Origin of the sequence: Ruminococcus sp. RTP21198st1_G1_RTP21198_201120 (assembly GCF_040924265.1) — a bacterium.
Taxonomy (GTDB): Bacteria; Bacillota; Clostridia; order Oscillospirales; family Ruminococcaceae; genus Hominimerdicola; species Hominimerdicola aceti.
Genome location: NZ_JBCOMH010000003.1, coordinates 62,202 through 78,312 on the forward strand (window position 1 = coordinate 62,202; position 16,111 = coordinate 78,312).

The 16,111-nt window shown below is 41.4% G+C and carries 15 protein-coding genes, 1 tRNA gene and 1 other annotated feature; of the genes, 5 read left to right on the forward strand and 11 right to left on the reverse strand.

Going from position 1 to position 16,111, the window contains the following annotated elements:
- The first annotated feature begins 9 nt into the window (after window positions 1–9).
- The 4 genes from mobL (at window position 10) to AB5627_RS02775 (ending at window position 5,677) form a co-directional block, all read left to right on the forward strand.
- Complete coding sequence (mobL, locus tag AB5627_RS02760; RefSeq protein ID WP_022288320.1) at window positions 10–1,872, forward strand: relaxase MobL; 1,863 nt, start codon at window positions 10–12, stop codon at window positions 1,870–1,872.
- A gap of 10 nt (window positions 1,873–1,882) precedes the next feature.
- Window positions 1,883–4,303: a VirD4-like conjugal transfer protein, CD1115 family gene (locus AB5627_RS02765; RefSeq protein ID WP_333635009.1), complete on the forward strand. Its 2,421-nt coding sequence runs from the start codon at window positions 1,883–1,885 to the stop codon at window positions 4,301–4,303.
- A 164-nt stretch (window positions 4,304–4,467) separates the two neighbouring features.
- A complete protein-coding gene (locus AB5627_RS02770) occupies window positions 4,468–5,220 on the forward strand; it encodes a helix-turn-helix domain-containing protein (RefSeq protein ID WP_368369663.1) in 753 nt (250 codons plus the stop codon).
- 169 nt (window positions 5,221–5,389) lie between these two features.
- Window positions 5,390–5,677 (forward strand): helix-turn-helix transcriptional regulator, encoded by a 288-nt coding sequence (locus tag AB5627_RS02775; protein ID WP_022288205.1) that lies wholly within the window; start codon window positions 5,390–5,392, stop codon window positions 5,675–5,677.
- Here AB5627_RS02775 and AB5627_RS02780 read toward each other — a convergent pair.
- Window positions 5,636–6,841, reverse strand: a complete 1,206-nt coding sequence (locus tag AB5627_RS02780; RefSeq protein ID WP_333635008.1) for a site-specific integrase — start codon at window positions 6,839–6,841, stop codon at window positions 5,636–5,638. The two genes, AB5627_RS02775 and AB5627_RS02780, sit on opposite strands and share 42 nt — an antisense overlap.
- 233 nt (window positions 6,842–7,074) lie before the next feature.
- On the opposite strand from AB5627_RS02780, the gene AB5627_RS02785 reads away from it, so the two are divergent.
- Window positions 7,075–7,644, forward strand: a complete 570-nt coding sequence (locus AB5627_RS02785) for a hypothetical protein (RefSeq protein ID WP_022288203.1) — start codon at window positions 7,075–7,077, stop codon at window positions 7,642–7,644.
- A gap of 114 nt (window positions 7,645–7,758) precedes the next feature.
- Here AB5627_RS02785 and AB5627_RS02790 read toward each other — a convergent pair whose 3' ends face one another.
- From AB5627_RS02790 to atpF, 10 genes are all read right to left on the reverse strand, one after another.
- Window positions 7,759–8,403 carry a hypothetical protein gene (locus tag AB5627_RS02790; RefSeq protein WP_333635007.1) on the reverse strand — a complete coding sequence of 215 codons (645 nt, stop codon included), beginning with the start codon at window positions 8,401–8,403 and terminating at the stop codon, window positions 7,759–7,761.
- 749 nt (window positions 8,404–9,152) lie between these two features.
- Window positions 9,153–9,236: transfer RNA gene (locus AB5627_RS02795), tRNA-Leu, on the reverse strand.
- Window positions 9,237–9,608: 372 nt separating this feature from the next.
- Window positions 9,609–9,980 carry a 50S ribosomal protein L7/L12 gene (rplL, locus tag AB5627_RS02800; protein WP_022288201.1) on the reverse strand — a complete coding sequence of 124 codons (372 nt, stop codon included), beginning with the start codon at window positions 9,978–9,980 and terminating at the stop codon, window positions 9,609–9,611.
- A 66-nt stretch (window positions 9,981–10,046) separates the two neighbouring features.
- Window positions 10,047–10,556: a 50S ribosomal protein L10 gene (rplJ, locus tag AB5627_RS02805; protein ID WP_022288200.1), complete on the reverse strand. Its 510-nt coding sequence runs from the start codon at window positions 10,554–10,556 to the stop codon at window positions 10,047–10,049.
- A 41-nt stretch (window positions 10,557–10,597) separates the two neighbouring features.
- Window positions 10,598–10,731: a sequence feature (ribosomal protein L10 leader region), on the reverse strand.
- 64 nt (window positions 10,732–10,795) lie between these two features.
- Window positions 10,796–11,221: a F0F1 ATP synthase subunit epsilon gene (locus tag AB5627_RS02810; RefSeq protein WP_022288199.1), complete on the reverse strand. Its 426-nt coding sequence runs from the start codon at window positions 11,219–11,221 to the stop codon at window positions 10,796–10,798.
- 27 nt (window positions 11,222–11,248) lie between these two features.
- Complete coding sequence (gene atpD, locus AB5627_RS02815) at window positions 11,249–12,643, reverse strand: F0F1 ATP synthase subunit beta (RefSeq protein WP_022288198.1); 1,395 nt, start codon at window positions 12,641–12,643, stop codon at window positions 11,249–11,251.
- Between the two features lie 28 nt (window positions 12,644–12,671).
- The gene (atpG, locus tag AB5627_RS02820; RefSeq protein WP_022288197.1) at window positions 12,672–13,556 is read right to left on the reverse strand and encodes an ATP synthase F1 subunit gamma; all 885 of its coding nucleotides are present in this window, start codon (window positions 13,554–13,556) and stop codon (window positions 12,672–12,674) included.
- A 29-nt stretch (window positions 13,557–13,585) separates the two neighbouring features.
- Window positions 13,586–15,100, reverse strand: a complete 1,515-nt coding sequence (atpA, locus tag AB5627_RS02825) for a F0F1 ATP synthase subunit alpha (RefSeq protein WP_333635006.1) — start codon at window positions 15,098–15,100, stop codon at window positions 13,586–13,588.
- Window positions 15,097–15,603, reverse strand: a complete 507-nt coding sequence (gene atpH, locus AB5627_RS02830; RefSeq protein ID WP_022288195.1) for an ATP synthase F1 subunit delta — start codon at window positions 15,601–15,603, stop codon at window positions 15,097–15,099. The genes atpA and atpH overlap by 4 nt, the downstream gene beginning before the upstream one ends.
- Window positions 15,600–16,085 carry a F0F1 ATP synthase subunit B gene (gene atpF / locus AB5627_RS02835; RefSeq protein WP_022288194.1) on the reverse strand — a complete coding sequence of 162 codons (486 nt, stop codon included), beginning with the start codon at window positions 16,083–16,085 and terminating at the stop codon, window positions 15,600–15,602. Before atpF ends, atpH begins: the two co-directional genes overlap by 4 nt.
- Between the last annotated feature and the right edge of the window lie 26 nt (window positions 16,086–16,111).

Here is a 16,111-nt window from a genome sequence, read left to right on the forward strand (position 1 = left end):
GGTGATACATTGAAAAAGAAGCACACAACGCCTGCGGTAGTTTTTCATCTTGATATGATACAGCCTACGAGTAAGAAGTGGGTAATAGCCAAAGGATTTGACGGAATGTCTTATATGAACAGGGACGGAAAATTTCTTCCGAAAAAAGAGAAAACATTTAAGTCGCAGGCAACAGTAAATAAAGACTATATTGATTACATGAATAAGAATGGCGTCTTTGATACGAACTACTCAATGCTCACAGAAAAACAAATGGATACTTACAGAGATTATGAGCGTCAGAGTAAATCTGAGGGTTGTCCGAAATATGTGGGCTATCTGTCATTCGATAATCAGTTTCTAGTCGACAATGGTCTGATGATAGGTGAAGTGCTTGACCGAGCAAAGCTGATGGATATCGCAAGAAAAGGAATCAATTCCTTGATTGATAAAAGCAACAAGCTAAAAAATGAAAACACTTATTGGTATGCGGCTATTCATGAGGATACAGACAATATCCATGTTCATTATACTTTGCTTGAATATCACCGCCTAGAGGATAGAACAGTAACATACAAAGGTAAAGGGCAGGACCTTTTAGAGCAGGACGCATTTAAGAAAATGAAGTCTACAGTTGCTAATGAAATTATGACAAAAAAGCTGACACCTGAGCTTACGGCTTTCAAGCGTAAAAATCTCATACCTGAGTTTTCTTCTTCCATAGTAGCGTCCAAAGAAATGATAGAACTGTTGAAGCTCCTTCCACCAAAACCACCACATTCAGCGTGGCAGTATGACAATGTAAAAGTTCGTCCGTATCAGCGCAGGATAGATATGTGTGTTGATAAAATTATTAGCTGTAACGAAAAGCTTCAGGCAGAGTTTGATGAATACGTTGAAAAGTTGAAAATGGCAGACGAACAGTACAAAAGATTTTATGGCGAAAACTCTGATTATTTTGAATACTCAAATAATCAGCTTGACGATTTTTATAACCGAGCAGGAAACAAGCTCCTGCAGGAACTTGCAAAATTGCAATATAGACTTGATAAAAATTATGTCAAAGAAAGTGACTTTACAGATATGGAAAAAGCCGTATCTAAAAAAGAAGAAAAAATGGCATACAAGGAGTTCAAAGAACATCTGAGTAAAAATGAATTGCTTCAGGCTCAGAGCTGCCTGAAAAAGCATAGCAAATCGAACGATACATTTGCTTATCAGCTTGGAAAGCTTTTGCTTGATAACTATGATGATAAAGAAAACATTGATAATGGAATAAAGATACTCAGCGAGATCGCAGAGAAAAAAGACAGTCGCTGTTATGATAAAGCAAACTACCGATTGGGTAAATATTATGAAGATATAGGCAACACCGAAAAGGCAGAGGTACATTTGCTTCGTTCGGCAGAGGATAACAACGTGTATGCGATGTACAAGCTAGGAAAAGCGTATCTAAAAAAGAATAAAGAAACAAACAACAAGGACGATTTGAAAAAGGCAGAACGTTGGCTGAAAAAAGCGGCTGACTTCGATGACCCATATGCACAATGTTCATATGGTATGCTTTGCTTCAAGACAGAACGTCGTGACAAGGGATTATATTATCTCGAAAAATCAGCGGCTAAAGGAAATGAATTTGCAAAAATGATAATTCAGACTACAGTAAATCGTGAAGAAGCAAGGCTGAGAAAGCAAAACAACAAGAGAAAATTCCGCAGTTTCAGCGCACAGCAAGCTTTGGTTCGTTCTAAACGAGCCATGAATGTATGTTGGCATTCGGTTAAGTCACTCATGAGCGAGTATGACTTTCACATCAAGAAGTTGCAGGAAGAATATGACTATGAAAATAATATTGTAAATGAAATGGACGGCTATAGCTATTCAATAGATTAGGAGAAATACAATGAACAATGATTTTGATGAACTGAATAAAAGCAGAATAAAGGTACGGCTTTTAAAGGCGTTTGGTTTTGGTGGTCTGATATATGTTATAATAAACTTGTGCCTGAATTATTTTCACCTATCCCTGACGTTCATAAATGCAAAGCATAAAGGTATAACAGCGGTGGAATATTTCCGCTTGAAGTGGACGTATTTTATTACAACAGATAATTTTCCGTTACCAATGGTAATTATGATATCATTTTTCATAGGCATAATGCTTGCGCTGCGTTCTGAAACACATTGGCGTATCAAAAATGAAAACAAAACTATAAAGGGCAAGCAGCGTTTTATGAATACTAAAGAAATGGAAAAAGTTTTATATTCGTTTGATTGTGATAAAATGAAGTCGGCTAAAAAGTCAGGAATCATCATTGCAAAGGAAAACGGAAAGTTCTACATAGACGCTGAAACGATACACAGCTTAATTATTGGTACAACTCGTTCAGGTAAAGGTCAGACGTTCGTTATGCCTATGATTAGGCACATCGCAATGTCACAGGCTAAACACTCTATGGTAATAAATGACCCTAAAGGCGAGATAGCTGAAAACTGCACGGCTATGCTGAGGGAAAACGGCTATAAAGTAGTGTTCCTAAATCTGCGTGATACAAATATGTCATCGTTATGGAATCCGCTTCAAAAAGCCATTGATGAATACAAAAAGGCAAGAGATAATAATGAGGACCTCGACAAAACTATAGACGAAGTGCAATCGTTAGCAACGGTCTTCACAGCCGATGAACAATCTCAGCCGATTTGGCCTGAATCGGCTAAATCGCTTTTAGTTGCGATGATACTGTACTTGCTTGAAAAAGGCTATGATGACGGCAACCTTGCCAATGTTTCTATGTATTCAATATACAATCTGTTCGTTGAGTTCGGAACGGAAAACGAGGTGCAAGTGGTCAATGGTGCAAAGCAGAGTGTTAATGCACTGGACAGCCTTTTCAAGTCATTGCCCCGTGGGTCTGCTGCCAAGGCTTCATATGCAACTTCCCGATTTTCAGAGGGTGACTGCCGAGCAAGTATTTTCACAACGTTGTCATCAGACATATCAATATTTGGTTCAGACAGCGGCATATCTCGCCTGACATCAGGCAATCAAATCAACTTTGAGGAGCTTGCCGACCCTGAACACCCTATGGCGATAATAATAATTGTCCCTGATGAAAAGAAAAACCGCCACGTTATAGCCTCTCTATTCGTCAATCAATGTTATAATGCACTTGTTGACTACGCCAATAGATTCACTGGTCAGAAACTGCCTCAGAGGGTGCATTTCATACTGGACGAGTTCGGTAATATGGTGAACATTCCTGATATGGATACAAAGATAACAGTTGGAGCAGGACGTAACCTGCTCTTCGACCTCTTTGTGCAAGACCTTAATCAGCTTGATACAAAGTACGGCAATGCTGCGAAAACGATACGGTCTAATACCGGTAATCTTATCTACATCAATTCCCTTGATGTAGATACAAATAAGTACTTCTCCTCTGCTCTCGGTGACAGGACGATCGAGTACACCACATACAGTGGTGATCTGCACAGCTTTCTGTCGCACCAGTCGGGTTCTGTTGACGGTGTACCCCTCATTCGTCCTGAAGATCTATCAGAGCTGCCTTTCGGAACGGCTGTGACAAAACGTCAGCGTTGCTACCCCATACGAACGCTGTTCGACCCTTTCTACAAGCTAGGCATTAAAGCACAGAGCATATCTGAAATAGCTGAAGGCATGGATTTCATACACAGAAGTCTTGATGAAACGATATATCCCCTCGATAGCATATGGCAGAGGTTATTTATTCCGATAAAAGACAACAAGGGTTATATGTATAAGGCTGTGCCACGAAACAATCCTGCCGAAACACAACGGCTGACACAGGCGTATAGCCGTGGTAGTCAGACTATGGTCCTGCCAATTTGTTTTGAAAACCGCATTTATAGAAAAATGCCTTTCAGTGACAAGCCCGAAGAGCGTGAGTGGACCGAGATACCTTGTGATAATGACCACATTGCCGAACTAGGAAAAATCAACCTTGACGCATACATATCATCAGACGGTCATTACAAGACTCGGTGGGATAACAAACGTTTGGAACTAAAACGCTACGCTGCTCAGAATGCAGCTTCATCAAAGGCAAGCAAGACCGACTATGCCAAGAAAGAAAGTCCTGCTCCGTCACCGCTTACTGAGGCATTGCAAATCATCAACAGACAGTCTGAACTGGGTGCAGAAAACTGCTACAACAGGTTCATTGAGGACAAAAACAAGGATGCTGCGGAAAAGCTTATCAATCGGGCTTTAGCAAAAAGAATGATTACTAAAGAACAGCATACACTGCTGCAGCGTAACATCGAGCAGTATTTCAATCACTAGGCTTGCAAACCGTATCTAAAAAAGGATAAAATGCTTGACTTAGCGCAAGGTATAGAGTATACTTTAGATAAACAGAGATAGGAATGTACTCATTTATATGCTTAAGGATCTGAATTTCAGGTCCTTTTTTTGTTGCCTAAATATATTGGAAAGGAGGAAGGGAAATGCGTATACCAAACAGCTTTATAACGGACCTCAGAAGCAATTACACAGATTTTGCCGTAGCCTGCAAACTATATAGCCTTGTCAGCTCTCACACCAAGCGTAGCAGCAACGGCTATGAAGTTTGCATTAAGCAGGAAACTATAGCTGCTTCCTGCAAATGCTCTGTATCAAGCGTAAAACGCTCTGTGTGCCGTCTTGAAGAAATGGGTATAATTACGCATAAATATCGTTTGGACGGCTCTGAGGGGCGTTTAGGGGCATATCACTATGCGTTGAAGCCTTATGACCTGAGCAAAAACTATTTCTATATGAATAATCGTAAGGCGTACTCTGCCGAATTGTCACCAAAGCTTTTCTATGTGTATGCAGTATTCTGCAAACTCATGTGCAATGATATAGCAAGATTTTATCAGTCGCTTAATGACCTTTCTGCGCTCATCAGGCTGAGTAGGGCAGAAGTGTCAAAGGTCATAGCTGTGCTTATTAACAGGTCCATGGTGCGCAAACAGCTCAAACGAACTAGAGCAGGAGATTATACGGACAATACATACTTCATCATCACTCGTAAACAAGGTTGCATAAAAAAAGCAGGACCTAGATCCAATAGGTCCTGCTCAAATGGTTTGTGTTCTCGTGGGAGTTCACAACTCAAACAGCTATATAATAACACCTCGGACGGGATTTGTCAATCCTTTTTGCGAAAATTTTTATTATATAAGCCGATTTTATTTTATTATGGGGGTAGTCCCTGATTTGCACCTTCATATTTATAACCCACTTTGTATTAATATCTAAAAAAGGTCAGATAGAGTAATTCTGTTATATTACTTAGTTCAGAATATGTAGTAATATATATGGCTTTTGATATTTTTGAAATTTGCCCTTTTGCCTTTTTTGGATAATTTTAGGAGGACTTTTTTTATGTTGAGAAGAGAATATTTGATAAGATTGCGTACAGATATGCACTTTACCCGAGAAAACGTTGCTAAAGAGCTTGGCGTTAAAGACCGCTATCTCAAAAACATAGAGGACGGGCGAAGCCTATCTACGGAAGCTATAACACGGCACTTTATTGTTTTGTCAAAGCTTTTTGGTATATCAATAACCGACTTGGCGGCAATGGAAGCACTTTATCAAGTTGCCAATATTGAGCTGATAGATACGATGTCAAATGAAACCACCAAGAGCAGTATTGACAATGTCGACTGATTTCGTCTTGCTTTCCTCAAAGCAATGACTATATATGTTTAACGTTGTAGTTGGGGTTGAGTGACCTAGTGTCGCTGATACAGTTACAGCGTCTATGCCAGCATTTATCTGCAGACTGGCGTTGAGATGTCTGAACGTATGAACGCCATAGAAGGGTAAACCATTTTTCTTGCACATTCTCTCAAGCCACTTGTAAGGCGTATTTGGGTGCATGGGCTTGCCATTTGCCTGCGTGAATAGCCTATCAGTTTTGACAATTTCTAAGCCTTTTCCTTTTCTGTTCCGAAAATCAAATTGCTGAGAATTTTGGTAGAGCTTCAGTAGCTTTGATAGTTCTTTCGGTATTTTAATAAAACGTTGCGATTTTTCGGTCTTAGTGACATCTGTATAGATACCCTCTATTGGCGTGTAATTTGAAGTCCGCTTTATCCTGACGTTGCATTTATCAAAATCAAAATCGTTCCATTCAAGACCTAGTATCTCACCTCTGCGTAGTCCTGTAAGCATAGCAAGTGTAAAGAATATTTGATATTTGAATTGAACGTGCTTTAATGTGCTTAATAATGTCTTGGCTTCATCAATGGTGTAGATTTTAATCTCTTTCGGACGCATTGTTTCGCCATTACCATTGATTTTAGGTATATCAACATCTGAGCAAGGGTTGTCTTTTATGTATCCGTATTTCACCCCATACGAAAAAATATTCGTAAGATACGTCATGTAATTCTTTATAGTTTTTCGTGATAATGGATTTCCTGTGCGTAGATTACCACCTTTTTCAGATAACTTATTAACATATGATTGGATAGTTATAGTCGAAATAGTTTGCAGACTGTTCTCGCCCAAATCATGATTGATCCGATTAGCAATCAATCTTTCTGAATTGCGAGTTGTTTCACGATGATTTTTTTCAGCGTAATTTGTATACCATTCGTCAGCTAAGTGTTTAACTGTCATTTGTGTGTCTGTTTGAATATTTTCAAAAGTGTTTTCTTCGGCTGTTTTTTGTACTGATTGAGATGAAATAATAGTAGTCAATTCTGATATAATATCATCTTTCTGCTTTGAGCTTTCTGTTAAAATACGAATTTGCTCTTGTAAAATAGTATTTTGCTCCATTAAAAATCTTATTATCTCATTATTTTGCTTATCATAGAAATTCATTGATTATTCTACAGCTATCTCCCTTTTTTGTCCGTGGACAATTTATTATAAATCCAATGGATATTATACCACAAGTTGGATATATTTCATGTGTTAAATATAAAAACAATAATGATATTGTGTGAACGAATGTTCATTTTTAACACAAGAGAGAATGACTTCCAAAGGTTGACAAAATGTCTGACATATGTTATAATTAAAGCAAATAAAAAATCACATTAGGAGAGATCAAAATGAAAAAATTATTAGCTATGATACTTGCGTTAGGAGTTACGTTTTCTATTTGTACGTCTTGCGGTTCTTCAAGTTCTGATACCGAAGATGAAGACTCATCTTCGACTGTTTTGGAAAATAGTGATGAATTGCTGAAAAGCAATAATAAAGTCGCTAAGACACTTTTTACGTTAGTGAATAGTCGATACGCTGATGTTATCGTTGAAGGCGGTGAATATACAGAGGGCGAATACACATTCGATGTAACTGACGCCATGGAAACAGAGGGACAAGACGATACTATAAAGCGTGAAAAATATAGCGAGGAAGCGACCAAAGCAGATATTGAGCAAGTGTGTTGGAAAGCTTTGAAAAAAGCAGATATCGATAAGGGCATTTGTGTTGTCAAAATTGCCGACTCTGTAATCACAATGGCTTGTTATTCTAATTCTGAGATAAGTCAGTGCGCAGGCATTTATCCTAACCCAAAAACAGAAGCTCCTTCTTTTGGTATATCAAATATTCCTGAAGAATATAAGCAAGTTCCGTCATATGATGATGACGATGAAGACGCTGGCGTAATGGACTAACTTAACTTTTTAAAGCTCAAGCCGTGGCATAGTCTGCGGCTTGAGTATTTTTTTGTCCATGGACAAAAAAAGCCTGTGAGTGTAAATTCTCACAGGCTTTTGTATTTTAATGACTTAGGGAGTAATATAATGATTTTTACACTTCTTCAAAAAATCATTTGTGATTTGAAACGATATTGTATCAAAAACATTAAGCGGTGTCATATCTCTGATAAAACGATTAATATCCTTATAAACAAAATTTTTCCCTTGTATTGCTTTGCAATGCTCACATATATTCATCGCATAGCTGCGTCTTAGAGTTTTGCTGTATGCAACAGAGATTCTTTTAGGATATTTGTTTACCATGATTTCATCAAAAGAGAATACATCGCCGAGTACCTTAACTCCATAGTATTCAATATCCTCGTTTATCATGTGTAACTCTGTGTTTTGATATTTGAGAGCTTTAATTTTATCCCAAGGGTATGTGAAGTTATCAAGAATATTGCCTGTATACACAATATAGGTCAATATTTGAGCCTTCTCTCCGCAATTGTAGCAAGTTTTGTCATATGAATATACAATAAGTTTACCAGTGGATGTTGGAACATCGTTGGAACTTGATAAATCACACCCTGTCATCAAATCAATGGTGTATCGGTCATATGTATACTCCTTTCCGCCTTTTTTGAAAACAACAACATATTTATCTCCTATCTCCCTGATAGAATATGCAGTGTAAAGTTTTCCTGTTTTAGTGTTTACAAACTTATTCAAGACGCAACCCCCTATAAAATTTTATTTTCATCCATATTTTTTTAATAAAAGTCTTGACAAATGCTGAGATATGTGGTATAATAAAAAGGAAATAAGAAAAGTGAGCGCATTAAAAAAGCACTCACTTAGGTATATAACTTTTGGCGAAGCTATATACCTTGAAATCACAGTTGTTCGAGCAACGGTGAAAACATTAAGTGAATGCGATTTATTCTGTCGTTCATTATAACACAGAATTTCGATAATGTCAAGAGTGTTTCATTGTTTAGCGGACTGTGAAGCACTCTTATTTTTATGCAAATATATCCCCGTCAGGCTTTAGGACCTTTCGGCTGGACTCAGAATAAGACATAATGATGTTGTAATCTTTGCGAAATCACTAACAACTACGCCGTGACGGTTGGTCAGAGCAACCGCAGCGAGTATAAGCTCTGTGGAGCCGAGCTACCTGTGAAAGTAACTAAGCAAGGGTGTCAACCCCGTGCCGACATTGCCACAATGCAGTCCCATTGTTTGGATGTCACCGCAGAGGTTTCGTGCGCCAAAGGGAAAAATCATTATAAGCGTAAGCAAAAAAATCAATACGACTACGGATTGTTTTTACATACACTCGGTCAAGCGGTATGCTTGGCTGACCAAAGGGTATTAATCATTAATGCTCTTTGGTCAATCAAGCAAGTTTGTTTCTTTTTTAGATATTAGCACAAAGTTCGCAGAATAAATACCCTACGAACTTTGAACTTAATCTTTGGTGCGGCAAACGGGACTTGAACCCGTACGTCAAGGACACACGCCCCTCAAACGTGCCTGTCTGCCAATTCCAGCACTGCCGCATTTACTATTCTTTTCGCTGAACTCTTTTGTTTTGTTTGTGTTCCGTGTCATTCAGCTTAATTATTATAGCATTTATTTTTTCTATTGTCAAGGCTTTTTTTCAAAAAAAATCGACTATTTATAAATATACATATCACATGCTTATTTGTATATATCAAATTCAGCTATTGACAAATCAGTCAGGCGGTATAACAGTTCTGTTAGGCTAGATATTCTAAACCAAAGCATACCACACGGTACATCTACACAACCTTGTAAAAAATTCAAACCACTCCGCTGCCCAAGGTGGGACAGTTTCACTCATTATGAATTTTTTCAACAAAAAAAGGACTTCATTACGAAGTCCTTTAATTATTTGTGCAAACTCAGAATTACTTGAGCTCAACAGAAGCGCCAGCAGCCTCAAGCTTTGTCTTGATCTCCTCAGCGTCAGCCTTTGAAGCACCTTCCTTGATAGCCTTAGGAGCACTCTCAACGAGTTCCTTAGACTCCTTAAGACCAAGACCTGTGATCTCCTTAACAGCCTTGATAACAGCCATCTTAGCATCGCCGAATGAAGTCAGAACTACGTCAAACTCTGTCTTCTCCTCAGCAGCAGCGCCAGCAGCACCAGCAGCTGGAGCAGCAGCAACAGCAGCTGTTACACCGAATTCTTCCTGGATAGCGTCAACAAGCTCTGAAAGCTCGAGAACGGAAAGTTTCTTGATCTCTTCTACAAAATTCATAATCTTCTCTGAAGCCATGATAAAAATCTCCTTTTTATTAAATAATTTTTCGGGTCAAAGCCCATTCGTTAAGCGGCATATAAATTATGCAGCCTCGTTGTCCTTGTCCACAACAGCCTGAAGTGTTGCGGCAAGTTTCTGGATAGGACCCTGAAGGGAACCAACCAGCTGTGCGAGCAGAGTTTCTCTTGAAGGGATCTTCGAGAGAGCCTTAACGCCTGCCTCGTCATAAACGTCCTCACCAATGTAACCGGCCTTGAGGAAGAACTTTTCGTCCTTGCAGTCCTCAGCAAACTTACCGAGTATTCTTGCAGGAGCTGTCTGGTCGTCGTTAGAGATAGCGATAGCTGTTGTACCCTCGAGTACGTTTGTGATACCGTCAAGACCAGCTTCCTTAAGAGCAAATCTCAGGATAGTGTTCTTCTCAACGAAATAACTTACGCCAGCCTCTCTCAGCTCTTTTCTGAGCTTTGTATCCTCTTCAACAGTGATACCCTTGTAATCAACGAGTACGCCTGCAGCAGAGTTCTTGAGCATTTCAACGAGCTGTGCAACTCTTTCCTTCTTAGCGGACAATGTCTTTTCGCTTGGCATTTCAATTTCACCTCTTTGAACTAATTTACGCAAACCGTAAACTAACAAAAGAAAAATCCCTTTCGTCGCAAGACAAAAGAGATACAAAGTCATAATTACTTTGCTATTCCTTTCCTCGGCTGGACTTCCGCAGCTTCCTGCTGCCAACTGTCTTTAGATACGAATGCTCTAATATTATAACAGACCCTTGACCTTTTGTCAAGAGCCTGCTATGCTTTTAATGTAAACTTTTTGTGAACTTAAATATTTATCTTGTGCTTGTTATACTTGCTTGATATTTTAAGCCTTGCCACAGCCTTGTTAAGAGCTGCCTGCGTGTGATAATATTCTGAAATGCTCTGCTTCTGCCTGAGCTTCTCCTCAGCTCTCTCCTTGGCGGCTTCGGCACGCTTTTCATCTATCTCCTCAGGGCGTTCCACAGTGTCCGCAAGGAGCGTCACATATGACGGCATTATCTCCACAAAACCATCGCTTACCACCGCATAGTGCCACTGGTCGCCCGTTCTGTAACGCAGCTCACCTGCGTTAAGACAGGTTATCATGGGCTGGTGATTAGGCAGTATTCCGAAAGAGCCGTCCTGACCCGGGAATATAAGCTCGTCACATTCTCCCGAATAGAAAATGTGGTCGCTGGCAAGTATTTCAAGCTTGAATGTCTTTACCATTTCAGCTTCTCCTTTCGGTGAGGGTCATCACTCGTTTTCAAGCTGTTTAGCCTTTTCGATAACATCGTCGATAGTGCCTGCGTTAAGGAATGCAGCCTCTGGATATTCGTCCATTTCGCCGTCGATGATCTTCTTGAAGCCTCTGATCGTTTCTTTCAGAGGAACATATTTGCCCTCTATGCCTGTGAAGTTCTCTGCAACATGGAAAGGCTGTGAAAGGAATTTCTGTATCTTTCTTGCTCTGTAAACAGCCGTCTTGTCGGCGTCGTCAAGCTCCTCCATGCCCAGGATAGAAATGATATCCTGAAGTTCCTTGTACTTCTGCAAAAGCTCCTGAGTCTTTCTTGCAACTTCGTAATGCTCCTGACCTACTACGTCAGGCTCAAGTATTCTTGAAGTTGACTCCAGTGGGTCAACGGCAGGATAGATACCCTGTTCAACTATCTTTCTTGAAAGCACTGTTGTTGCGTCAAGATGTGAGAACGTGATAGCAGGGGCTGGGTCTGTCAGGTCGTCCGCAGGGACGTATACAGCCTGAACAGATGTGATAGAGCCTTGCTTTGTGGAAGCGATACGCTCCTGCAAAGCGCCCATTTCGTTTGCAAGGGTAGGCTGATAACCAACGGCTGACGGCATTCTGCCAAGGAGTGCCGATACCTCAGAGCCTGCCTGAACGAATCTGAATATGTTGTCTATGAAAAGCAGTACGTCCTGATGTTCCTTATCTCTGAAATACTCAGCCATTGTAAGTCCTGTCTGAGCAACTCTCATTCTTGATCCAGGAGGCTCGTTCATCTGACCGAACACTAGGGCTGTCTTTTTGATAACGCCTGAGTCTGTCATTTCGTGCCAGAGGTCGTTGCCCTCTCTTGAACGCTCTCCAACGCCTGTGAATATGGAATATCCGCCATGCTCTGTGGCAACGTTTGTGATAAGCTCCTGAATAAGCACAGTTTTACCAACGCCTGCACCGCCGAACAGACCTATTTTACCGCCCTTTGCATATGGAGCAAGAAGGTCTATTACCTTTATGCCTGTTTCAAGAATCTCTGTTGCAGGCTTCTGATCTTCAAATTTTGGCGGCTCTCTGTGTATCTCCCAGTAGTCGTCAGCCTTGACAGGCTCGCCGCCGTCAATGCTCTCACCAAGGACATTGAACATTCTTCCCAGGGTAGCGTCGCCTACAGGAACTTTTATGCAAGCGCCTGTGGCAGTGACCTCCATATCCTTTTCAAGTCCGTCGCTTGAAGCAAGCATGATAGCTCTGACAGTGTTGTTGCCAAGCTGCTGAGCCACTTCCATGACCTTTGTCTTGCCGTCAAGCTGTACAGTAAGAGCGTCCTTTATCATAGGTAGCTTGCCGTTTTCAAATTCAACGTCAACGACAGGTCCCATTATTTCAACGATCTTTCCTTTTTCCATTTTAATCTCAACACCTTTCCCGAAAGCCTTAACTCTCGTCCTTTTGAGCATTTGCTCCGCTGACGATCTCGGTTATCTCCTGTGTGATAGCCGCCTGTCTTGCTCGGTTATACTGCAATGACAGCTCCTTTATCATCTCCGAAGCACTTGTGGTAGCACCGCTCATGGCGGTCATTCTGGCATTCTGCTCACTGGAGAATGCCTCTACCAAAACGCCGAATATAAGACCTTTCATGTAGTTCGGCACAAGATGATCCATTACCTTTTCAGGACTTGGTCTGAACGTCACGATATCGTGATCCTGCTTTTGCAGAGGGTGTTCAAAGTCCTCACGCTCCAGCGGAAAAAGCTTGAGCATCTCAGGCTCCATATCCATGGAATTTATCATCTTGGTGTAAATAACATAAACCTCGTCAAGATATTTTCTCTCAAAAAGATCTGTGATAGTTTCGGCGATCGCCCTCGCCCTGTAAAGGGTAGGATTTTGAGCCGTGTAAAGGAACTCAGCGTCGATGGTCACGTTCTTTCTTGAAAAATAATGTCTTCCGATCTGTCCCACAACGAAAAGGCAGGTGTTCTTGTGCTTAGCCATTTCCTGCTCTGCAAGCTTTAAAACGTTGTGGTTATAAGCTCCTGCCAGACCCTTGTCGGCTGTTACCACTATGTAGCCTATCATTTTGTCCTCAGGCTTTTTCTCCTCACGCTGGTCGAAATACTTGTGCTCGAACTCAGGCGTGTGGAGCAGTATGTGGTGAATGGTAGATTGGAGCTTTTCAAAGTAAGGCTCGGTGTTTTCAAGCCTTTTCTTGGCTTTTTTCAGATTTGAGGAAGAGATAAGGTACATAGCGTTTGTGATCTTCATGATCTCGCTTACGCTTGCGATCCTTTCTCTTATCTCTCTCATTCCTGCCATGCCTTATGCCTCCTTTCGGTGCAGAGCCTTTATCTGCCCTGCTTAAATTCCTTTGCGGCAGCAACTATCTTTGCGTCTAGCTCGTCTGTCATGACCTTTTTGTCGTTTATCTCGGCAATTATATCGCTGTGATTTGCCTCAAAGTAGGAAAGCATATCGAGAGTGAATTTTCTTATCTCCTTAACAGGCACGTCAAGCAAAAGCTTGTGCTGTGCACAGCAGAGGATAATTACCTCCTCGTGCATTGAATAAGGGTGATAGAGCGGCTGTTTAAGTATCTCAACGAGCCTGTGACCATGGTCGAGAAGCTCCTGCGTTGTCTTATCAAGCTCAGAGCTGAACTGTGTGAACACTTCCATTTCTCTGAACTGGGCAAGGTCGATACGCAGATTGCCTGATACTTTCTTTACTATCTTGGTCTGTGCCGCACCGCCTACACGGGATACTGAAAGACCAACGTTTACAGCAGGTCTTACGCCTGAGAAGAACAGCTCTGTTTCAAGGAAGATCTGTCCGTCTGTGATAGAAATAACGTTTGTAGGGATATATGCGGAAACGTCGCCTGCCTGTGTTTCGATTATAGGCAGGGCAGTGATAGAACCGCCGCCGTGAGCGTCGTCAAGTCTGCATGAACGCTCCAGAAGTCTTGAATGAAGATAGAATACATCTCCAGGATAAGCCTCACGTCCCGGAGAACGTTTCAGAAGCAGGCTCATTGCTCTGTATGCAACTGCGTGCTTTGAAAGGTCATCGTATACTATAAGAACGTCCTTGCCCTTATCCATGAAATATTCAGCCATTGCTGTGCCTGCGTATGGGCATATGTACTGCAAAGGCGCAAGGTCGCTGGCCATAGCCGTTACAACTATGGTGTAATCCATAGCACCATGCTTTTTAAGATCCTCAACGAACTTCGCAACTGTTGAGGCTTTCTGTCCGATAGCCACATATACGCATATCATATCCTTGTCCTTTTGGTTAAGAATGGTATCAAGAGCAATGGAAGTTTTACCTGTCTGACGGTCGCCTATGATAAGCTCACGCTGACCTCTGCCGATAGGGAACATTGAGTCGATAGAAAGTATACCTGTTTCCAGAGGCACTGTAACAGACTTTCTGTTGCAAACGCCTGCGGCTTCACGTTCGATAGGGTAATAATCGTCATACTCTATCTCGCCCATGCCGTCGATAGGAGCGCCCAGAGCGTCAACAACTCTGCCCAGAAGCTTTTCGCCAACGCCAACACCTGCCCTTTTCTGTGTTCTGACTACCTTTGAACCTTCTGTAAGACCATGGTCAGAGCCAAGAAGAACGCAGCCGAGAGTTTTTCTCTCCACATTCTGAACTATTCCTTTAACGCCTGTTTCAAATTCAACAAGCTCACCATACATTGCATGATTAAGACCGTAAATATTTACGATACCGTCATTTATGGATATTATCCTGCCTGTTTCGTTGACCTGAGTTTTCGCCTCAAAGTCAGCTATCTCACTTTTAAGCACCGAGATAATATCGCTTCTGCTTGAACCTGCCAAGCCGTTCACCTCCCTGATATCCTGTTCTGCAAAGCTTTTATCATACCCTGAACGCTCTTGTCATACTCGACCCCGTTCACTTCAAGACGATAGCCGCCCATAAGGGCTTCGTCGGTATTCACTTCCAGCAGAACATCGCTCACGCCGTATTTCTTTTTCAGCGTTTCTTTTATTTTATCCGTCTGTGCCTTTTCAGGCGGGCAGACGCAGTAAAGCTCAGCTTTAAGTATATTTTTGCTTTTGAGGACTTCATCGTCATATGCGTCAAAAATGTCCATGATGTTATCCATGTGACCCCACTGACACATGACCTTGAGAAAGTTTCTCATATCTTGTGGAAAAAGCCTGTCTATAACTTTCTCCTTTTCCTTTATTTCCACAGCAGGGCTTGCAAGAGCGTCCTTAAGCTCGTCACAGCTTTCAAAAAGCTCTCTTGAAGCCTTTACGCTCTCAGCCTTTGGCGAAAGCTCAAAAAGCACTCTGCCGCAGACTTCCTCGGGATAAAAGATCATTTGGCAGCACCTACCTCGGAGAGAAATTCATCAACAGTTTCTCTGTCGGAGTCGCCTCCCACATTTTTCTTAATGACCTTAGCAGCCGCCAGTATAGCAAGGTCTGCGATCTGGTATTTTGCGTCGTCCATAGCCTTTTCCTTTTCGTTTGCAATGGACTTTTCAGCTTCTTTCATTATCTTAGCAGACTCGGCTCTTGCATTTTCAAGCATAAGGTCGCATTCTCTGCCTGCCTGTGCTTTAGCCTTGTTTGTTATCTCAACAGCCTGACTGTGTGCGTCGGCTATCTCAGCTTCATAGTCAGTTTTCATTTTTTCAGCGTCCGCCTTAGCCTGTGCCGCACCGTCAAGGTCGCTTTGTATCTTTGCAGACCTCTCGTCCATCATTTTGCACACTGGCTTGAAAAGAAACTTTTTAAGGAGCAGATACAGTACCAGCAGATTTATTATTACCCATACCAAACTTATATCAAGACTTATCATAGCTATGCTCCTTTCATAAAGATGTT